Genomic DNA, 22001 nt, shown 5'->3' with positions numbered 1-22001 from the left:
ATCTTTGCAAAAACACTCAATGAAACCGTAGTCACAGGCCCAAACGGTCAAAGGCCGCATCCAACGCCTGCCAATCGTCCAACCGCAATCGCACAGGCAGGGTCAACACCTTTGGCCGAAAGGCGGGCGGCAGGCGCACGGCGTCTTTTTCCGTTGTGACAAGCTGGGCACCAACGGAAGCGGCCTCATGTTCCAACCGCCGCAACAGCGCATCGGAAAAGGGTTGATGGTCGCTCAAGGCCTCGGTGCGCAGCACGCGGGCACCTGTTGCGCGCAGGGTGGCAAAGAACTTTTCGGGGTGGCCGATGCCTGCAAAGGCCAGCACGGTTTGATCCGCCCAATCCATGCCCATTTGCAGCACATCCAACTGCCCCGCCACATGCGGCAAATCCACGGGCCATAGCGCCGAAAACTGCGCTTGGGCCGGGGCCGCGCCAATCGACAGCACCATATCGGCACGGGCAAGTCCTGTGGCCACAGGTTCGCGCAACGGGCCTGCGGGCAGGCAGCGACCATTGCCAAAACCGCGTTGGGCATCAACGACGACGATTGAAAAATCTTTGACCACCGCGGGGTTTTGGAACCCGTCATCCAGCAACACAACCTGCGCCCCTGCTGCCTGTGCAGCCTTAACCCCTGCTGCCCGATCGCGGGCGACCCAAGTGGGGGCAAAGGCCGACAGCAACAGCGGCTCATCCCCCGTATCCGCCGCTATGTGGGCGCGCTCGTCTACCCGCACGGGTCCCGCCAGCTGCCCGCCGTGCCCGCGTGACACCACATGCACCACCACCCCGCGCGCGGTTAGGCGTTCGATCAGCGCGATGGTCGTGGGCGTTTTGCCTGTGCCGCCTGCGTTCAGATTGCCGATGCAAATCACCGGAATACCCGTCTTGAACCCGTTTCCATTGCGCAAACGATATGCCGTTGCAGCGGCATAAGCCCAGCCTAGCGGGGCCAACAGGCGCGCACGCAAGCCTGGGGCACTTGGGGGGCGATACCAGAACGCAGGGGCCTGCATCAGTCTGTATCCAGAATTTTGCACAGGGCGGCCACGGTTTTATCTGTCGCCTCGGCGCCATCCGATTCAACCGCCCAGGCCATTTGTGCCAGCCGTGCCGCGCGGTCGGGCGACAATAATTCGCCCAAGCTGATGGCAAGGCTGCTTTCATCCGCAATCAGGCTGGTGGCAGACCCCGCCGCAAGCCGCCCCAACGCCGCCCCGAACTGCCCGCCACGAGGGCCATGGATGATGGCAGAGCCCAGCGCGGCTGCCTCCATCGGGTCGCGCGAAATGCCCACCTCCGTAAGGCCACCACCGATATAGGTGATGGGGGCAAGGCGATACCACAGGCCGAAATCGGCATCCGGACCAGCTATCAGCACCTGCACATCGGCATCGGGTTCCTCTTGCTTGGTGCGACACGCAACGGTCCAACCTTCGGCTTGCTCCATCTGTTCGGCCAGCGCTGCCACGCGGTCGGGGTCTTGCGGTGACACAATCAGCAGCAAGCGGTGGGCCAGCTTCATCGCAGAGCGATGGGCGGCGATGACGGCGGCCTCTTCGCCTTCGGGCAGGCCAGCGGCAAACCAGACAGGGCGGGTGTGCACTATATGGGCAATTTTGGCGCGTTCGGCTTCCTTGCAAGGCAGCACGGCGCTCGGGTATTCCATCCGGCCCGTGACCTGCAGGTTTTTGGCATTGGCGCCAGCCCTGCGTAACGCCCGCGCGGCGGCTTGGTCCACCGCCAAAACGGCACTAAAGCTGCCCAAAAGGCCGCGTTGCAGGCCCGGCCACCAACCTTCGCGCCCGCGCAGAATGGCGGGGCTGCGGGCATCGACCAGCGCCACAGGGATGCGGCGTTCATGCGCCTCATGCAGGAGGGCGGGGCGCAATTCGCCCTCGGAAAAAGCGACTAGATCGGGTTTCCAGTGGTCAAGCATCGCACGGCTGTCTGCGCTGGTATCCATCGGTGCAGGTTGCCAGATCACCCCGGGGTGGCGGATTGATGGCTGCACAGGGCAGGTCAGCAGGATGTTCAGGCTGTGCTCTTCCTCCAGCTTTGCGGCCAGCCCGATCATTTGCGCCGCACTATCAGGGCCGGGGGCATGCAGCCAAACCAGCTTGCCCGCAGGGCGGGGCGGGCGGTCCATCGCAGTGGCCGCCGCAGCCCGATTGGCGAGGTTATAAAGGGTCAGGCCAAGCGAATAGGCCATGGGTTGCGATTAGCCTCCCAGCTCTTCGGTCGAGGAGGATTCCTTGCCCTCTTCGCGCAGACGGTGGATATGGGCGATGAAATAGCGGGTCTGCGCCTCATCCACGGTGCGCTGCGCCTCGGCCTTCCATGCCTTGAACGCGGCGTCATAGTTGGGGAACATGCCGACGATATGGATATTGTCGGGGTCTTTGAACGCGGTGCCTTGGGTGCTGATAAGTTCACCCCCGAATACAAGGTGCAGGCGTTGGGTCATGACTGTCTCCGGTCTGGGTCGTTGCGATTTGCGCTAGGGTAGCCTGACCAGCGATTGGGCGAAAGGGGCGCAATGGGTTGGATTTATCCGGCCGCCGCCTTGCCCGTTTCCGGCGTGTAGATGATCCGCGTTTCATCCGGCCCGCCATAGAGGTTTAGCGCCCAGATGGCGCGGGGCCAGCGCAGTTCCATCTGGCCCAGACGCGGGCGGTACACGGCGGTGTAAAGCGTGCCAAACCCGCGATCAAATTCGATGGAATACAGCGGCGGGCGCAGGAAGGCCGCGATGAATTTTTCTTCGGGTTCGACATGGCCCGTCAGGCGTTGCAGCAAGAAACGCTCGCGTTCCACTGTGGCGGTCATGCGGGCGTGGGCATCCCATTCCACCTTTTCCTGATGGTTGGTGGCTACGGCGGCATGGGTGATGATGGCGGGGCGGTCGGGGGCCATAAAAGCGGTGATATAGTTTCGACGCGCATCCAGCACGGTGACGTTATAGCTCATATGTGTGGGCAAGCGGGCAAGGGCGGCCGCCGCCTGTTCGGTCGTGGTGCAGGTTTGCAGCACATAGCGCAGGATAAGGGGCACGCCAAAACCATCGCCCACCACGCGCCTGCCGCCAAAGGTAAGCGACACGGCAAGGCCCGCATCATTCATGCCGTCCACCAGCCCCCACAGCCCATCAGAGGTGCCGATGACATTGCGGCCCTGCCAGCGGGTGTGCAGAACCAAGCGTTCAAAGGCGTTGGGGTTATAGTCGTAGTTGCGCACCAGCATCGGCTCTTTGCCCGGCCAGATCGCTTGGCTACAGCCCGAAAGATAAGGCGGCGGGCGGTAAAAGCTAAGGAACCGCGCCGCCAGATCACCGCCACCAGCCAGCGCGCACAGCTGTTCGTACAGCGGCAGGATTTCCGGCATATGGGTTTTGATCGCCTTCAGGCTTTCCCAATAGGTTGGGCGCGCGTCGATTCCTTCGCGCATCCACCATGTTTTGTATTCTGGCCATAGCTCAGCGAAGAGCCCAGCCCACTTGGGGCCGGGCTCTGGCTCGCTTATGCTGCGCCAGATCAGTTCCATTACATGATCTTGAAGGCCGGATCGGCAAAGGCCGGGCCTGCCTCGGCCACGGGCAACGGATTGGCCTTGAAGGCCGATTTGATGCCATGAATCCAGCGCTTTGCGCGTTCGTTCAGCATGAAGTTGTTGGTCATGGACCGACCACGCGTGACCAAGATACCAAGATCAGCGCCTTCATAGCGGTAATCACCGGGCTTGAGGATGCGCAGGAAGAATGCCTCGTTTTCCGATTCCACAGCGCGGCGGTGATAATCGAAACGGTCAAAGACGACCGAGCCATCTTCCTTCATTTTATAGATGCCGGTTTGCGGTGCGTCTGTCAGCATATCGACGCTGTCATCGGTGTGTTTGATGACCATCTGGCTCCACCCGTCAATCATGTTCGGGTTGGCCCAGCGGCTGTTCAATTCGGCCACGTCCAGTTTGAACTGCGCCTTGGAAAATTCAAGCAGGTGGAACAGGAACAACGGCGCATCAGCATGGGCAAAGGCGGCGTGGTTGGTCATGGAACTGGCACCCGTGATGCGGGGATTCAATTCGCCCAGATAAATCTCGCCAGATTTCTTGTCGATCAGGAAGTCGAGCTCAAAGTAACCGCGATAGCCCTCTTTGCGCAGCTGTTCCCCGAATTTGAAGGTCAAATCACGGGCGGTTTGGCGCACTTTGGGCGGGAAAGCGGTGGAAAGGATTTCGTTGCCACACCAGCCGCCGCGGTAGGGGGGCAGTTCTTTAAAGCCGACAAGTTCGGTCATCAAGGGGCCAACGATCGTGCCCTCTTTGGTCGCGCAGCCTTCAATCGCCGCACCACGGCAATTGATGCGCTTCATGATCTTGATCTCACCCTCGCCGATGATTTCATGCTCATGCCGGCGGAAATCGGCTTCGGATTTGATGAAAAATGTGGTGTGGCCGCTATCGCCATAGGCCGATTGCAGCACAAGGTCATGGCCGATGCCGGCCTTTTCGCAGGTTTTTCGCAGGCCGGCGTAGGATTTCACCTCGGCCAGCACGTTTGGCACCGATGGCACACCCGCCTTGTTGCCAACACGGACGGTTTCAATTTTGTTGTCCAGCTTGTTGCGCAGTTTCGCCTTGGGGAACCAGACATCGGCGCCCAGTTCTTTGGCCAGCCGTTCGGTTTCTTCATCAAACATCAGGAACACAAACTTGGGCTTGCCGCCGCGACGTTTCACAAGGTCGATGACCTCTTTATGTTGCAGCAGATAGTTGTTGATGTCTTCGATGCTTTGGAATTCTGCGTGAGGCTCTTCGGCCGGGCAGAACACGTTGGGGTGGCGGCCATCATAGCAGTCGAGGTAGCAGATATATTTGAAGTTCTTGCACCATTCATCAATGCCCAACAGGTTAAAGTTGGTCGCTGAAATGAAGTAGACTGGGTCTTCGTTGCGGTGAAAAAAGCGACGAATCTCTGAGATGTTCCCGAGTTTTTTATCGTTCATTTTTGTCTCCCTTTTGGTCCTATTTTTTTGAATTATTCTTTTCTATTTGCTTGGCCAAAGCCTCATCTGTGAAAACGCGCAGGCCAAGATGGGCGCGGTATCCGTGGATTTCGCTGACATCCAAGGCGCGCATAAAGGCTAGGATTTCGGGGCTAACGACTTGCCCCGGCACAAGAATTGGAAAGCCGGGCGGATAAGGGATGATAAACGAGGCGGAAACCACCTCACGGCCCTTTTCCAGCTCGGCCAAAATCTCGCCGTTCAGATCAAGGTAATCGCAGTTGTTTTCGTCATAAGACAGAAAGAACGGTGTGCGGATGTCACCTTCGCCAGTGTTGGCATCAGGGCAAAAGGCGGTGTGGAAATAGGAAAAGTCGGGCAAGGGTGGCAAGTCTTGCATCAGGTTTTTGACCCGCTTTTCAAACGACAAAAGTTCCATTTTCGACGCGTCATCCAGCTTTTCATCAAGGCCTTTGGCAATTTCGACCAGCACCTCGATCAGATAGGCCACGGATGACCGCGTGGTACCGATATTGGTCATAAAAAGCACGGTATTGCGCGAGGTTTTGTTGATCTGGATGCCGTATTTATCCATTAAAATCTCGGTCTTGAACGTGTCGCCATCCCAACCCGTGCCGCCCACGGCAAGGGTTACGCGGGTGGCATCCAGCACGAATTCATCCTTTTCCCAGCAGTGCCACGTGTCCGTCCAGCCCTGTTCGGGGTCGTAATAGCTGTGCACGCCGCTTTCGCGATGTTCCTCGGGGATCATATCGCCTGCGGTCAGCACCTTGAAATATTTCTGCAAAAGCGGATGGGTGGAAATGGCGCGGCGCATCGACATCGCCGCCTCGACCTGCCGCTGCACGAATTCAAAGCCTTCCAGTTCCACCTGACGGCGGCCCACATCCAAACTGGCGATGATCTGATAATTCGGGCTGGTTGACGTGTGGGTCATATAGGCTTCGTGAAAGCTTTCTTCGACCTCGCCTTTAAAATCCTGATCGTTGACGTGGATCATCGACCCTTGGCGCAAACTGGTCAGCGTTTTATGCGTCGATTGCGTGGCATAAACCCGCACGCGCGCCTTGGGTGACGGGATAAGACGTGTTTTCAGCAAAGTCTCATCGTCGGCGTCGGCCAATTTTTCCTGCTGCTTTGCATAGGCCTTTTCATGCGCCGGGCTGCGCAGGCGTTCGCGCAGGTTGTTAGCGGCGTTCATGCCCGTGCGTTGGCGGTAGATCGGGCCAAAACGGGCAAAGGCAAACCACGCCTCATCCCACAGAAACACAAGATCGGGTTTGATGGCGAGGCATTCTTCCATCACGCGTTCGACGTTATAGACGATGCCGTCAAAGGTGCAGTTGGTCAAAAGCAACATGCGCACGCGGTCAAGTTTACCGGCCGCTTTTAGTTTCAGCAGCTGCGCCTTGATTTCGCGCAGCGGCACGGCGCCATACATCGAATATTCGTTCAGCGGATAACTGTCGAGATAGCAGACCTGCGCCCCCGATAGCACCATGCCGTAATGGTGCGATTTGTGGCAATCACGGTCGACCAGCACAATATCATCGGGCCGAACCAGCGCCTGCACGACGATTTTGTTGCAGGTCGATGTGCCGTTAGTGGCAAAAAACGTCTGCTTGGACCCAAAAGCGCGGCTGGCGAGTTCTTGCGCCTCTTTGATCGTGCCGTGGGGTTCCAGCAAACTGTCCAGCCCGCCCGATGTGGCCGAGGTTTCGGCGAGGAAGATATTGGGTCCATAAAACGCGCCCATATCCTGAATCCAATGGCTGCGAGTGATGGATTTACCGCGGCTGATCGGCATGGCGTGGAACACGCCCGTGGGTTGGCGGGAATATTCTTTCAGCGCGGTAAAGAACGGGGTTTTGTAACGGGCCTGAACGCCGCGCAGGATGTTCAGGTGCAATTCCATAAAATCTTCTTGGTTATAGAACACGCGGCGGCAGATGCCCAAATCAAGCCCTGCGATATCTTCAACCGACCGGTCCGTCACAAGGTACGCATCCAGTTCGGGCCGCACCTTGGCGATCAATCGGCACAGTTCCGGGCCAAGATCTTGGGGGGCGATATCGTCCATTTCCTCGGCACTGGCGGCGGGGTTCAAATAGCGGGTCAGGATGGGCAATTCGACATCGGATTCGCGTTTTAGTCCCGGGCGGACGATGATCGCTTGGATGTTGTGGTTGAACAAAACCCCGATCAGCGCGTCTTGCAGGCTGGGCACGATCACGGGTTCATAGATGAAATCATCCTCGGGGCGGCGCATCGCAACCATATTGGCGCGCAGCCAGCGTTCCTGATGTTCGTTTACGTCATCAACGATCATCACCTCGAAATAGGGTTTTGCCAGCGCGCGGGCATCGGGGGGTAACAACCCCTCTTCGTCGTGGTCATCGTCAAATCCGTCCCGATCCAGCGGAACGGCGCGACGGCGGTATGCACCCGTCGATAGCGCGCGGTTAACGCGGCGCACAGCGTGCGACAGCTCGCCCAGATGGCTGTGTTCAAACTGGCGGCGCATGGTTTCGAACGCCGCCATGCCGGGAAAGGCCCAATAGCGTTCGATCAACTCTAGCGATTCAAACAGCTTGACCGCTTCGGCGTGGATGGCTTTGGTGCGCTTGCCATCCGGATTGCGAACCAAAAATTCTGTTTTTTCGCGCAGGCTGCTCCAGCGGTCAGCGCGTAGCTGAACCGCTGAATAGTATTCATTCATTGACTGCATCGTGTCGTCCCTTTCATCCGGTCGCTTTGTGATGCAGGCAATAGGCCTGCGCCGCGATTAGCCGGTAATTATTTTGCCGATCAGCGGCGGCACATCGGCAGGCGCTGTCACGCTGTCGCCCTTTGGAAATGGCACGCCATATCCCACGGCTTCCGCCTCGGCTGACCCCAGCGGCACATCGCGCTGGTCAATCTGAAGCTCGGCGCGCGACCCTTGTTGCTGCTTTTTCAGCTCGCCCAAGGTGTGAAGATAGGCATCTGCCCCGCTGGTCCGGTCATAGATCGAAAAATCGACGGGGCGGTCACGGAAGCTTTTCAGCACCTGACCCAAACCACGCATACCAGCCACACGCTGGCGGCGCACATGGTCAAGATCGACCTCAATCGGGAACATATCTTCTTGGCCAGCGGATTGGTGGATGACGGTTGCGGTGGGGTCGACCACGCAAGAGCGGCCATTGCCACCGGCGCCCAAGCCGTTGACGCCGAACACATAGCATTGGAACTGCGCCGCAGTCGCGCGGGCAATCGCAATTTCGGCATCACGGTCGGCGGTGCCAGTCAGAATGGGCAGGATCAACACCTCTACCCCTTGCGAGGTCAGTTGCCGCGTGGTTTCGGGAAACCAAACATCATAGCAAATCGACAGACCAAAACGGCCCACATCCGGCACGTCAAAGATGCAAAATTCAGTGCCCGGCGATACGCCAACTTCATATGGCATGAAGGGGAACATCTTGCTGTAGACCTTAACAATCTCACCCGCAGGGTTGATCACAAGCGACGTGTTCAGGATGCGCCCGTCTTCGGTGCGCTGGTACATAGAACCGGGGATCAGCCAGATGTTGTGCTTGGCGGCAGCGGCCTGAAAGCGTTCAACATGTTCGTTGATCAGGGGCAGGGCGTTTTTCGTAAGCGGGCCAAAGGCCGCCAGTTCCGAAAACACCACCATCTGGGTCCAAGGATACACGTTCATCAAAACATCAAGCCGCTCCAACATGCCTTCGACATTGGGTTGCAGAGCATTGACGTACATTTGAACGCCGGCGATCGCGAAAGGGGTCATTATAGTTCCAGATTGGTTAGCTGTGAGAAGGCCATTTTGGCGCGCTCTAAGAGTTTTCTATCATCATAAGGCCAAAACCGGAACCGCTGAGGGTTTTATTCCCCTTTGATGAGTAAATTGGCCCTATTGAGACCATGTGCGGCCCCATCGCATTTGGTAATAAACGTAACGGTTTTTCGCATTGTACCATTACCCAAGGTTTCGTTGGACTCTTGCGCAATTTGCGCGTAGACGACGCGCTTGGCCCGATATATTCCGGTGCTGGCGGGCGTGGATGCCTGATGCCAGTCAGGGGTGAGCGGCCTTTGAACGGGCAACGCGACGCCCCCTGATAGGTAGAAGATAATGGAAAAAATGGATATCGCTGCGCCTTTGGCTGCGGCGCTCGAAGCCAAGGGCTATGCGTCCCTTACCCCCGTCCAAGAAGCGATGTTGGCCCCCGAAGTGGATGGCCGCGATTTGCTGGTATCGGCCCAAACGGGTTCGGGCAAAACAGTTGCCTTTGGCATCGCGATTGCCCCAGATTTGCTGAACGGCGCGGATCGGTTCTTGTTCGCCGATGTGCCGCAGGCGTTGATCATTGCACCAACCCGCGAACTGGCGCTGCAAGTGGCGCGTGAATTGGACTGGCTGTATGGCGAAGCTGGCGCGCGGATTGCGACCTGTGTGGGCGGTATGGATTACCGCACCGAAAAACGCGCGCTGGACCGTGGCGCGCATATCGTTGTTGGTACGCCGGGCCGTTTGCGCGACCATATTGACCGCAAATCGCTTGACCTATCGGGGCTGAAAGCCGCCGTGCTGGACGAAGCCGATGAAATGCTCGACCTCGGGTTCCGTGATGACCTTGAGTATATTCTGGGCCAAGCGCCTGCCGAACGCCGCACCTTGATGTTTTCGGCCACCGTGCCAAAAGCAATCGCGATGCTGGCCAAGGAATTCCAGAACGACGCCCTGCGCATTCAAACGGCGGGCGAGGCAAAGCAGCACGTCGATATCGAATACCGTGCGCTGTCGGTGCAAATGCGCGACCGTGAAAATGCGATTTTCAACTTGCTGCGGTTCTATGAATCGCCTTCCGCGATTGTGTTTTGTAAAACCCGCGCTGCTGTCACCTCGCTTATGGGCCGCATGGGCAACCGTGGGTTCAAGGTTGTGGCCCTGTCGGGTGAGCTGAGCCAGGCCGAACGCACCAATGCGCTGTCGGCGCTGCGCAATGGCCGTGCCAATGTGTGTATCGCGACCGATGTAGCCGCGCGCGGGATCGACCTTCCGGGGTTGGACCTTGTGATCCACGCCGATTTGCCAAGCAATTCCGAGGTGCTGTTGCACCGTTCGGGCCGGACCGGGCGTGCGGGGTCCAAGGGTGTTTCGGCGCTGATCGTGGTGCCATCGGAATTCCGCAAGGCACAGCGTTTGGTGCAAGGCGCGAAATTGGTGGTGGAATGGGGCTCTGCCCCGTCTGCCGAAGAAGTGCAGGAACGCGACGATCAACGCATTTTGGAACATCCCGCCCTTGGCCCGAATGACGGCGAAGACGGCACGTTGGCCGCAACCTTGCTGGACCGTTTCGGTGCCGAACAAGTGGCGCAGGCCTTTGTGACCATGTGGCGGCAAGGGCGGTCTTCGCCCGAGGTGCTGTCGGATGTGGCAAACGCAGGCGAGCGGCCAGAGCCAAAGCCCCGTGCGGAATTTGGCGCATCGGTATGGTACACGATTTCGGTGGGCCATTCCGGCCGTGCCGAAGCGCGTTGGTTGCTGCCTAAAATCTGCGAAGCAGGCGGTATTACCAAAGACGGCATCGGCGCGATCCGCGTGCAGACCGACCTGACCTATGTGCAGATTGGCAAGGATGTTGCGGCGAAATTCGGTGCCGGTTTGGCGCTGGAAGAAGGCGTTGAAATGACGCGGATGGACGGCGAGCCTCTTTTGGACCGCCCCGAACGCCCTGCCCGTGCACCGCGTGCGGAAAAGCCCGCGTACAAAGCCAAGCCATCGCGCTTTGTCGAAGATGACGCGCCATTGGCCGAACGCAAACCTTATACCAAGCGCGAACCTGCCGCAAAGCCAGCGGGCAAGCCTGCGTGGGCCGCTGATGATGGTCCGGCCAAAGGGTTTGAAGTGCGTGAAGGCGAAAAGCCAAAGCGTGCGCCAGCCGCGAAAAAACCCTATGGTGAGAGTGCCAAGCCTTATGCCAAAGCGGATGGTGCCAAACCCTATGCCAAAAAGGCCGATGGCGACAAAAAGCCTTGGGTCAAGCGCGAAGAAGGTGACGGCAAGCCATGGGAAAAGCGTGATGCGGCCCCTCGCAAGCCTTATGTAAAGCGCGGTGATGCGGCGGAAGGTGCAAAGCCCTATGCCAAGCGCGAAGAGGGCGCAAAGCCCTATGCCCCACGCAGTGAGGGTGCTAAGCCTTACGCGCCCCGTGGGGCGAGCCCCGAGGCCGGCGGCGAGCGCAAGCCACGTTGGAAGCCCGAAGAAGGTGCAGCAGCCAAGCCACGTTCGGCAGGGTTTAAATCGCACGGCGGCGGGGCCGCTGCGGGTGGTGAACGCCCTGCACGCTCGGCGGGTTTCAAGTCGCATTCGGGTGAAGGCAAAAGCTTTGGTAAGCCGGGTGGCAAGCCATTCGCCAAACCTTCCAAGCCCAAGGCGAACCCGAACGACACCAGCAAACGCTTTGTTCCGCCGAAAAAGGGCTGATTTGGTTTAGGAAAAGTTTGAAAAGACCCGGTCGCAGTTGCGCCGGGTCTTTTTCGTTTGGGGCGGCTTTTGGCCAACCCCTGCTGCCTTGGCGTCCTGTCTGTGCAAAATGTAATTGGTTTTTGCTGATATGCCGGAGCGGGGCGCGGCCCCGGACCCCGAGGTATTTTTGCCAAAATGAAATCTGGGGTCAAAGAGGTGTCAGGCCCACTCTGCCTCTTGGTGTTCCAGAACAGGTAAAACATCGGCGGGGGAATGGGCGACCAATGCCGCGGTGATTGCCGTTTTGCGCAGCGGTTTGGTCAGATATTCGTCAATCCCTGCCGCCAGGATCGACGTATCATCCCCGTCCATTGCATGCGCCGTCAAGGCGATGATGGGCACATGGCCACCAAGGGTTTCTTCACGCAGGCGAATGGCGCGAGCGGCCTCTTTGCCGTCCATTTCCGGCATGGAGATATCCATAAAAATCAAATCAGGTTGAAAGGATTCAAACAGATCCACAGCCTCGTGACCATTGTGGGCAAAGGTCAGGTCAATGTTCAGATCTTTGACCATTTTGCGGAACACCAATTGGTTGGTGCGATTATCTTCGGCCGCCAGAACCCGCATCTGGCGCAGATCATCCGATTTCACAGGGGTTACGATTGGCGCGGGTTGGGGTGCAGGCGTCGTGAGTTCGCGCAAACGGCGGTAGAGTTCCGACCGCAGCAAGGGTTTTTGCATCACGGCGGCCAGATGGGCGTGGGCATTGCCATCGCGGGCGGCGGCGGGGTTGGATGAGAACAAAACGATTGGCAGGTCATAGCCCAAATCGCGCACGCGGTCGGCCAGTTGCAACCCGTTCATTTCCGGCATTTCATGGTCGGTGATCAGCACGTCATAATCGCTATCACGCGCCAGTTCTGTAATAACATCAGCCCCCGACCGACACAGCGTAACCTTCATCCCGCAAGTGACCAATTGGCGTTCCAGAATCGTCCGGTTGATGAATTGATCATCAACAACAAGGGCGCGGCGCAGCGACACCGGCACCTGGATCGGGGTTTGCTCCTCGGCGATCGGCAGCGACAGACGAAACCCAAAGCAAGAGCCTTTGCCCAATTCGCTATCCACCCAAACAGACCCTTCCATCCGCTCGATCAGGCTTTTGGTGATGGCAAGACCAAGCCCCGTGCCCTCAAACTTGCGGTTGGCCTCGGAGTCCACCTGATTGAATTCCCCAAACACATGGTCAAGCTGATCGGCAGGGATGCCAATGCCGGTATCTTCAACGGAAATATGCAATTGTTGGTGGCCGGGGTCGGTTTCCAAACCGACGATACGGATCAGAACATGGCCCTTTTCGGTAAATTTCACCGCATTTCCGATAAGATTGGTGAAAACCTGACGAAGACGTCCGGCATCGCCAATGAAACGGGTGGGCAAGAACAGATCATAATCGATCATCAGGTCCAGCCCCCGTTCGCGCGCACGGGGTTGTAGCAACATCGCCACCTCGTGAATAATGCGTTCCAGATCAAAGGGTTCAGGGTGCAGTGTCAGGCGCTCTGCCTCAATTTTGGAATAGTCCAGAATGTCGTTGATAATAACCAGCAACGCCTCACCGGATGAGCGGATGGTTTCGGCGAACAGGCGTTGTTCTTCGTTCAATCCGGTATCGCACAGCAGCTCGGCCATGCCGACGACACCGTTCATGGGGGTGCGGATTTCATGGCTCATATTCGCAAGAAAGGCAGATTTGGCGCGGTTTGCGGCCTCGGCCTGTTTGCGCGCCTCTTCCAAGGCGGCCTGCTGCTCTTTTTGATGGGTGATATCGACCCGCAGGCCCACGCGCCCGCCATCGGGCGTAGGCTGTTCCAAAATCCGCAGCCAACGGCCATTTGAAAGCAATTGTTCCCGCTCCTCGGGGCCGTCAAGCGGGCGGCCGATGCGGGCATCAAGCCACGCGTCCTCTTGCCCGATCGCATCAGCAAATGCGCCGGCATCAAGCCCCGCGCGCAAGATTTTTTCGTAACTCACGCCCGGCTGCATGACCGCAGCGCATTCGGGATAAATTTCCCGAAATCGTTGATTGCAGGCAAGCAACCGTTCACGCCGGTCAAACAGGACGAACCCGTCTGGAATCGCCTCAATCGCTGCCCAAGTGCGCATTTGTTCGGTGATATTCAGGGCAAGACAAACCATATCCCCGTCACGCGCGCGCCGATCCACAAGACGAAGCCATTGACCCGCCGTCGTATGGACCACCTCGGGCTCTATCGGGTCGCTTTCCCAGCGGTTCAGCATACGTGCAACCCATTCGTCGGGGGTGGCGCTGCCAATGTCGGCCATCCCCTCCTCTGCGGTCAGCTTCAGTATTTCGCGATACGGTGTGCCTGGTCCGACATTATAATCGGAATAGGGGGCAAGATAGGCGCGGTTGGCGATCAAAAGCCGCTGATCAGGGTCAAACACCGCAAACCCGTCATACAGCGCGTTCACCGAATCCCGCAGTCGCCGTTCCGCCATTACTGCTGATGTATGCGCCGCCTCAAGATCCGACAAAAAACGCGAATTCTGGCCTTTTAGCATCTGCGCCTCGGATACCGCCGCCTTGGTCATATGGCGTTGTTCAACAATCTGTTCTGACAAGGCACGGGCATGCAGCGCCAATTTTTCATTGGCAGCAAAAAGTTCGCGTTGCTTTTGTTCCAAAAGCCGTTCAGCGGCCATGCGGGCGCGCCGTTCCTTTGCCAGCCTGTCGACAATATCCATAACCAAACCAACCAGTGCCCCAAGTCTGTCCTGCTTCAGGGCATTCTGCCCCTGCAAATTCTGACACTCGCCCATCAAGATGAAGCCATAGTTAACGTGAAAGGAATTTAGCAGACTCCTTGCGTTTTCGCAGCACCTTGTGCCAGTGTTGTGCAAGTTGCGACCCAATCGGCAAGGCGCCGCACACCGTGATTGCAAAGGGTATTTATCATGTCATTTTTCAAAAAACTCGGTTTTGGTGCGGTGATTATGTGCGGTTTGGCGCTTGGCTTTCCCAGCCTTGGCGCGGCACAGGATTTGATCCCTGAAAAGCGTTTTTTGATGACTCGCGATGCCGATTTGCCGGGTGGCGATATTGCGTCGATGTTTGATACAACGCTGGAATCGTGCCAAAAAGCCTGCACGACCAACGCATCTTGTACCGCGCTCACCTTTAATTCCCGCAACGGGTCGTGTTTCCTCAAGGCTGATCCGGGTGCGCCTGCCGATTACGCGGGTGCGTTTTCCGGCTTTATGGTGACTGCCGCACCCGGGGTGCAGGCCTTGGCCGCAAACCGCGCAACGGATCTGTCATTTCTGCGCCCTTATGATACCGACTCGGCCAAGACACAGGCCGCAGGGCTTGGGATGCAGCATATCACTGGTCCGTGGAGCGCGGCTGAACACTTGGCCGCCGCCACGAATGCCGAGACGAGCGGCAACGCCAGTCGCGCCAGCGATTTTGTCGGGGCGGCGCTGAACATCACCGATGCCCCCGCCGATTGGGCAGAATATGTGCGGCTGCTGCGCCTTGCGGGGCAGCGCAATACCAATAATAAGTCCGAATTCGACGCGCGCGCCTTTCAGGCCGCCATCAACGGCTATTTGCGGGCCGATAACGCAGGCCTGCGCCACACGCTTTTGGTCGATATGGCAGAGCTGTTGGAGGCTATGGGCCGAGGCCGCGACATGGTGCCTGCCTTGCGCTTGGCCCAAGAAATCCAGCCCCGCACCGACACCGAAATGGCGCTGGATGCGGCCGTGGCGAAATTCGGGTTCCGCGTGACGGAACATGACGTGCAATCCGATTCCGCCCGCCCGCGTATTTGTGTGGCCTTCTCGGACCAGCTGGCTAAAACCGCTGATTTTGAAAAATTCGTCCAGATGGATCAGTCGGGCCTAACAGTGGAACGCGCGGGCGATAACCAGCTGTGTGTCGAAGGCGTGGCGCATGGCGAACGCCATAACCTGACCTTTCGTGCGGGCATTCCTGCTGCTGACGGGCAAGTCACGATCAAGCCCGTCACCATCACTGCCTATGTCCGCGACCGTAACCCAGCGGTCAGCTTTGCAGGTCGCGCCTATGTGTTGCCAAAACTTGGTGATGGTGCCGCCCTTCCCATCGAGTCTGTCAATGCCGCATTGGTGGACCTGACGCTCTACCGCGTGACCGACCGCAACATTCTGCGCGCGATCCAAGGTGATTATTTCGGCGACCCGATGCCCTATTGGCGCGAAGATGAATTTACCCGTGGCGTCGGCGCGCAAATATGGCAGGGGCAGGCCGATCTGGCGGTCGAGGTGAACAAGGATATGACCACCCGCTTGCCTATGACGGCCGCCTTGGCAGGGCAGGGGGCAGGCATTTTTGCCCTGCGCGCCCAGATCCCGGGCAAAGCCTCGGATGATGTGGCCCCCGCATGGCAGTGGTTTGTCGTGTCCGATCTGGGGCTGACCACGCTTAGCGGCGTGGACGGGTTGCATGTGGTTGTGCGCAGCCTTGGCACGGCAGGCGCAAAGCCTGACGTCGCGGTCGAACTGTTAAGCCGCAGCAATGAGGTGCTGGCCACGGTACAAACCGATGCGCAGGGATATGCGATGTTTCCAGCCGCTTTGGCGCGGGGCACAGGCGGGCTTGCGCCTGCGATGATCGTTGCCAAGGACGGCAGCGATGACATGGCGTTTTTGTCGCTGACCGATCCCGAATTCGATCTGTCGGATCGCGGGGTCGAAGGGCGCGAACCGGCCCCGCCGATTGATGTGTTCCTGACCACCGATCGCGGTGCCTACCGTGCCGGTGAAACCGTCTATGCCACAGCCTTGTCACGCGATGCAGATGCGGCTGCGATCACTGGTCTGCCGCTGACCGCGATTGTAAAACGTCCTGACGGGGTGGAATATTCCCGCGCGCAAGTGGCGGATGCAGGCGCGGGTGGCCATGTGTTTGCCTTGCCCATCGCAGGCAGCGCCCCGCGTGGCACGTGGCGGCTGGAACTGCGGGCCGATCTTGATGCCGCCCCTTTGGCCGCGCAGACGTTTCTGGTCGAGGATTTTCTGCCCGAACGTATCGACTTTACCCTTACCTTGCCCGACACCCCCGTGCGTTTGGGCGATGCGCCTGACATGACGGTTGATGCCAAATACCTGTTTGGCGCCCCGGGTGCCGATCTCGCCATCGAAGGCGAGGTGATCTTGCGCGCAGCCAAAGGGCTTGCCGCCTTTCCGGACTATCAGTTTGGCCGCGCAGATGAGCCGTTCAACACACGGATCGAAGGGTTTGGCGGTCAGACGACCGATGCAAATGGTCGCGCGGTCGTGGCCCTGACCATGCCCGATGTCGCAGACCCCGCGCGCCCCTTGGAACTGGCAGTCGTGACCCGCATTGCCGAAGGGTCTGGCCGCCCCGTGGAACGCCGTGTGACTCGCGCCTTGCAACCAGCGGCGGCGATGATCGGGGTGAAACCGATGTTTGACGGCGTGGTTGGCGAAGGCGCAGACGCGCAGTTTGCGCTGCTTGCTGTTGGGCCCGACGAGGTGGCCGTTCCTATGGCCGTAAAATGGGAGCTGTCGCGCATAGACACGCGGTATCAGTGGTATCAGGAATACGGCAACTGGAATTGGGAACCTGTGACCAGCCGCGAACGTGTGGCGGATGGTATGGCCGACTTGGGCACAGACCCCGTGCAGATTGCGGGCGCTGTGACTTGGGGCGAATATGAACTGGTGGTCGAACAGGTCAGCGGTGGGGCTGCCGCTACATCGGTGCGGTTCTATGCCGGATGGTACGCCCCTGCCGATGTGACCAGCACGCCAGATACGCTGGAACTGTCATTGGACAAACCGGCCTACAAACCTGGTGATGTGGCGCAACTGCGCATCGTGCCGCGTGCGGCGGGAACGGCGCTGATTTCCGTGCTGTCAAACCGTTTGGTCACGATGAAAATGGTTGAGGTTTCGGAAGGTGAAAACACAATCCCGCTGGACGTGACCGATGATTGGGGCGCTGGCGTTTACGTCACCGCGTCGGTTCTGCGGCCAATGGATGTGGCCGCAGGCCGCAACCCTGCCCGTGCAATGGGTCTTGCCCACGCCAGCATTGATCCCGGCGATAAGGCGCTGGTCGCAGCTGTCGAGGTGTCGCCCGAAGTTGCCCCGCGTGGCCCGATGGATGTGGCCATCAAGGTGGATGGTCTGACAGCAGGCGATACCGCCTATGCCACGATTGCCGCTGTTGATGTCGGCATCCTGAACCTGACCTCTTTCAAATCGCCCGACCCCAAGGGCCATTACTTTGGCCAGCGCAAGCTGGGTGTGGGCATCCGCGATGTTTATGGTCGCTTGATTGACGGGTTGAACGGTGCCGAAGGTGTGGTTCGATCGGGTGGCGACAGTGCCGCCCAAGCACGGCTTGACGCCCCACCCCCGACCGAAGAGTTGGTGGCTTATTTCACCGGCCCTGTGACCGTGGGCGCCGATGGATACGCCCGCGCCACGTTCGATATGCCCTCCTTTAACGGCACCGTGCGGATCATGGCCGTGGTTTGGTCTGCGCGCGGCGTGGGGCAGGCCACGGCCGATGTGTTGGTCCGCGATCCTGTGGTCGTGACCGCATCGGTGCCGCGTTTCATGGCCCCGGGCGATGAAAGCCGGGTTTTGCTGGAAATCGTTCATGCCAAGGGGCCAGCGGGCCGCATGGGCCTTGATGTTACCGCCAATGGTCTGGCATTGGGTGCGGTGCCGTCTGGCTTTGATCTGGCTGAGGGGGGCAAAGCGGTGTTTTCCGTTCCTGTCGTTGCAGGTCTGGAAGGGCTGCAATCGGTGGCAATTACCCTGACCACACCCGATGGCAAGCAGTTGACCAAAACCCTGCAAATCCCCGTGCAACGCGGTGATCCCGAAATTGCCCGCACCACGCGGCTGGAACTGGCGGCTGGCCAAACCTTTACGCTGGACCAAACGGCGTTTGACGGGTTTGCGCCGGGGTCCGGCCTTGCCACAATGGCCGTTGGGCCCATCGCGCGGCTCGACGCCCCAGGGCTTCTCGCCGCTCTTGACCGTTACCCTTACGGCTGTACCGAACAGATCACCTCTCGTGCCTTGCCGTTGATCTATTTCGACCAAGTGGCGCAGGCGATGCAGTTGAAAGGCGCTGAAAACATCAGCACCCGCATTTCCCAAGCGGTGGCCGAGGTGTTGACGAACCAAGGGTCCGAAGGCGGCTTTGGCCTTTGGGGTCCATCCCAAGGGGATGCGTGGCTCGATGCCTATGTCACCGACTTCCTTAGCCGTGCCAAGGCGCAAGGCTACGCGGTGCCCGATATCGCCTTCCGTTCGGCCCTCGATAACCTGCGCAACCGCGTCAACTATACCGCCGACTTTGACGAAGGCGGCGAAGATTTGGCCTATGCGCTGATGGTTCTGGCGCGCGAAGGGGCGGCGGCGATTGGCGATTTGCGCTATTACGCCGATGTGAAAGGTGATGCCTTTGCCACCCCGATTGCGCAGGCGCAACTGGGGGCTGCACTGGCCAGCTACGGCGACCAGCGCCGCGCCGATGCGATGTTCAGCAAAGCCGGCGCGCGGATCGCCGCGTATCAGACCTTTAACGACGCGCAGGTATTCCGCACCGACTATGGCAGCAGCCGCCGCGATGTGGCCGCCGTGCTGACCTTGGCGGTCGAGGCGGGGTCCAACGTGCTGGACCGTGACGCGCTGGCCGTGGCCCTGCGGCCCAACGGGCGGACCCTGTCGACGCAAGAGGCAACATGGACCCTGCTTGCCGCCAATGCCCTGATCGACCGTGCGGGCACCGATGGCATCACGCTGAACGGTGCGGCGGTTGACGGGCCCATTGTGCGGGTGCTGAAAGCTGGCGATCCGCAAACGGTGGCCGTGGCCAATGGATCGGGCAAACCCGCAACCCTGACGCTGACAGCCTACGGTGTGCCCGACGTGCCAGGCCCCGCAGGTGGCAACGGCTATGCCATCACCCGCAGCTATTTCACCGAAGATGGCACGCGGGTGTCGCTGGCGGATGGGGTCACGGCAGGGTCGCGCTATGTCGTGGTGCTAGAGGTGATCCCCTTTGGTAATGCCGAGGCGCGGTTGATGGTGGCAGACCCCCTGCCAGCGGGGTTTGAAATCGACAACCCGAACCTGTTGCGCGGCGGTGATGTGGGCGGCTTTGAATGGCTGGATGTGCAAAACGATGTGGCGCACAGCGAGTTTCGTCAAGACCGTTTCCTGACCGCGGTGGATTGGAGCAGCAGCAACACCTTGCGCCTTGCCTATGTCGTGCGGGCCGTATCCCCCGGTAGCTTCCACCATCCGGCGGCCTCGGTTGAGGATATGTACCGCCCCGATTACCGCGCCCAAACCGATGCGGACCGCGTTGTGATTGCCGAGTGAAGCTGCGCGCGCGTCCCTTTATCGCCGTGGCCTTTGCCCTTTGGGCAGGGGCCATAGCGCGGGATGCGGGCGAGGGTTGGGTTGCGGCCACGGTCTTGCCTGATCTAACCATTGAAACCTCGGTCGAGGTATTGGCCCGCGATGGGCGCCTGCTGCGCGCCTATACCGTGGCCGATGGGCGCTGGCGTATGGCTGTGGCCGAAGAGGCCGTCGACCCCGCCTTTACGGCGATGCTTGTGGCCTATGAGGACAAGCGCTTTTTCACCCATTCCGGCGTGGATGTCTGGGCCATGGCGCGGGCGGGTGCGCAGGCCCTGCGGAACGGGCGCGTGGTGTCGGGCGGGTCCACCCTAACCATGCAAGTCGCGCGGTTGTTGGAAGACAGTGGGACGGGTGCTTTGGCAGGTAAACTGCGCCAAGCGCGCCTAGCTCTCGCGTTAGAGCGGCGGCTGACCAAGGCGCAAATCTTGCAACTCTACTTTCAAATCGCGCCTTATGGCGGCAATTTGGAAGGTGTGCGCGCCGCATCCCTCGCCTATTTCGGCAAAGAACCGCGGCGGTTAACCCCTGCGCAATCGGCTTTGCTGGTGGCCCTGCCGCAATCGCCGGAAACGCGCCGCCCCGACCGTGCGCCAGATGTGGCCCGCATGGCCCGCGAAAAGGTGCTGGCCCGCGCGGTGGCCGCAGGGGTGATCGAGGCCGATCAGGGACAAGCGGCCCTGCGCGAAGCGGTGCCACGCCAGCGCCGCGATTTCCCCGCCCTTGCCCCGCATGTGGCGGACCGGCTTGTCGCGGCCGAACCCGATGCCGCCTTGATCCGCACAACCCTTGATGCCGCCTTGCAAGCGCGGATCGAAGAGCTTGCCACGCAATCGGTGGCCGCGCATGGCGACCGATTGCAGGTGGCGATTGTCGTGGCCGATCACCGTTCAGGCGAGGTTTTGGCCAGTGTGGGCTCGTCTGCCTACCGCGCCGATGCACGGCTGGGGTTTGTTGATATGACGCGGGCATGGCGCAGCCCGGGGTCTACGTTGAAACCGCTGGTTTATGGCCTCGCGTTCGACCAAGGCCTCGCGCACCCTGAAACCCTGATCGAAGACCGCCCGATGGATTTTGGCGGCTATGCGCCGCAGAATTTTGACAAACAGTTTCGCGGCATGGTCCGCGTGCGCGAAGCGTTGCAACTGTCGTTGAACCTGCCCGTTGTGGCCCTGACCGATGCGCTTGGCCCTGCCAAACTACTGGCCGCCTTGCGCCGCGCAGGGGTGGATGCCCGCGTGCCGGGGGGTAAGGCGGGGCTGGCGATTGCGCTGGGCGGTTTGGGCGTGACGCTAGAGGATATGGTAGGCCTTTACGCCGCAATCGCGCGTGGGGGTGTTGTGCTGCCCTTGCATGTGACGGGTGACGGGGTGGCAGGCGCGCGTGTTCTGTCATCCGTAGCGGCGTGGCAGGTGGGCGATATTCTGTCGGGCCTGCCGCCGCCTGCGGGTGCGCCCGCCAACCGTTTGGCCTATAAAACCGGCACCAGTTACGGGCACCGCGATGCCTGGGCGATTGGATTTGACGGGGCGCATGTGATTGGCGTTTGGATGGGGCGGGCAGATGGGACGCCCGTGCCGGGAGCCTTTGGTGGCGATTTGGCCGCCCCCGTGCTGTTCCAAGCCTTTGCGCGGTTAAAGCGCGGGTTAGAGCCTTTATTGCCGCCGCCTGCCGCGACCTTGATGGTCGCCAATGCAGCCTTGCCCCAACCTTTGCGGCAATTCCGGTCGCGCGCCGCAGCGTTTGAGGCGGTGGACGCGCCCGCCGTGGCCTTTCCCCCCGATGGGGCCGAAGTAGAGTTGATGGCGGACGGGTTACTGTTGCGGGTGCGCGGTGGCGTTGGGCCGTTTACGTGGCTTGCCGATGGGCAGCCCGTGGTCGTCGCCGCACGCGGGCGCGAGGCGGTGGTGCCCAGCCTTGGGCCGGGGTTTGTGGTGCTGTCGGTGATTGACGGGGTTGGCAGGTCGGCGCGGGCGCGGGTGCGTTTGCGGTAGGCTGCTTGGCGGCCGCTGGGGAGGG

At 59.9% G+C, this 22001-nt stretch carries 11 protein-coding genes; 3 read left to right on the top strand and 8 right to left on the bottom strand.

Translation table 11 applies throughout. From position 1 onward, the window contains the following. Window positions 1–31 precede the first annotated feature (31 nt). From lpxK to G560_RS0107110, 7 genes are all read right to left on the bottom strand, one after another. The gene (gene lpxK, locus G560_RS0107140) at window positions 32–1018 is read right to left on the bottom strand and encodes a tetraacyldisaccharide 4'-kinase (RefSeq protein WP_022703630.1); all 987 of its coding nucleotides are present in this window, start codon (window positions 1016–1018) and stop codon (window positions 32–34) included. Next, the gene (locus tag G560_RS0107135) at window positions 1018–2214 is read right to left on the bottom strand and encodes a 3-deoxy-D-manno-octulosonic acid transferase (RefSeq protein ID WP_022703629.1); all 1197 of its coding nucleotides are present in this window, start codon (window positions 2212–2214) and stop codon (window positions 1018–1020) included. The genes lpxK and G560_RS0107135 overlap by 1 nt, the downstream gene beginning before the upstream one ends. A 9-nt stretch (window positions 2215–2223) precedes the next feature. Continuing rightward, entirely contained in the window at window positions 2224–2469 is a 246-nt protein-coding gene (locus G560_RS0107130) for a DUF4170 domain-containing protein (protein ID WP_022703628.1), read from the bottom strand. Window positions 2470–2552: 83 nt separating this feature from the next. Next, window positions 2553–3545 carry a C45 family autoproteolytic acyltransferase/hydrolase gene (locus G560_RS18760; RefSeq protein ID WP_022703627.1) on the bottom strand — a complete coding sequence of 331 codons (993 nt, stop codon included), beginning with the start codon at window positions 3543–3545 and terminating at the stop codon, window positions 2553–2555. Continuing rightward, window positions 3545–5038 (bottom strand): biotin carboxylase, encoded by a 1494-nt coding sequence (locus G560_RS0107120; protein ID WP_269430474.1) that lies wholly within the window; start codon window positions 5036–5038, stop codon window positions 3545–3547. Before G560_RS0107120 ends, G560_RS18760 begins: the two co-directional genes overlap by 1 nt. Continuing rightward, on the bottom strand, window positions 5025–7754 hold the full coding sequence (locus tag G560_RS0107115; RefSeq protein ID WP_028913825.1) for an aminotransferase class I/II-fold pyridoxal phosphate-dependent enzyme: 2730 nt from the start codon (window positions 7752–7754) through the stop codon (window positions 5025–5027). Before G560_RS0107115 ends, G560_RS0107120 begins: the two co-directional genes overlap by 14 nt. A 57-nt stretch (window positions 7755–7811) precedes the next feature. Then, on the bottom strand, window positions 7812–8819 hold the full coding sequence (locus G560_RS0107110; protein WP_022703624.1) for a carbon-nitrogen hydrolase family protein: 1008 nt from the start codon (window positions 8817–8819) through the stop codon (window positions 7812–7814). Between the two features lie 345 nt (window positions 8820–9164). Here G560_RS0107110 and G560_RS0107105 point away from each other — a divergent pair, with 345 nt between their 5' ends. After that, entirely contained in the window at window positions 9165–11519 is a 2355-nt protein-coding gene (locus tag G560_RS0107105) for a DEAD/DEAH box helicase (protein ID WP_022703623.1), read from the top strand. A 201-nt stretch (window positions 11520–11720) separates the two neighbouring features. On the opposite strand, the gene G560_RS0107100 is transcribed toward G560_RS0107105, so the two are convergent. Continuing rightward, a complete protein-coding gene (locus tag G560_RS0107100) occupies window positions 11721–14276 on the bottom strand; it encodes a hybrid sensor histidine kinase/response regulator (RefSeq protein ID WP_028913824.1) in 2556 nt (851 codons plus the stop codon). 210 nt (window positions 14277–14486) lie between these two features. On the opposite strand from G560_RS0107100, the gene G560_RS0107095 reads away from it, so the two are divergent. Next, window positions 14487–19943, top strand: a complete 5457-nt coding sequence (locus G560_RS0107095; protein WP_022703621.1) for an alpha-2-macroglobulin family protein — start codon at window positions 14487–14489, stop codon at window positions 19941–19943. Continuing rightward, on the top strand, window positions 19940–21976 hold the full coding sequence (gene pbpC, locus G560_RS0107090) for a penicillin-binding protein 1C (protein ID WP_022703620.1): 2037 nt from the start codon (window positions 19940–19942) through the stop codon (window positions 21974–21976). The genes G560_RS0107095 and pbpC overlap by 4 nt, the downstream gene beginning before the upstream one ends. Window positions 21977–22001: the final 25 nt, after the last annotated feature.

The organism is Pseudorhodobacter ferrugineus DSM 5888 (assembly GCF_000420745.1).
Lineage (GTDB): Bacteria > Pseudomonadota > Alphaproteobacteria > Rhodobacterales > Rhodobacteraceae > Pseudorhodobacter > Pseudorhodobacter ferrugineus.
This window is presented reverse-complemented; position numbering and strand designations above follow the sequence as displayed.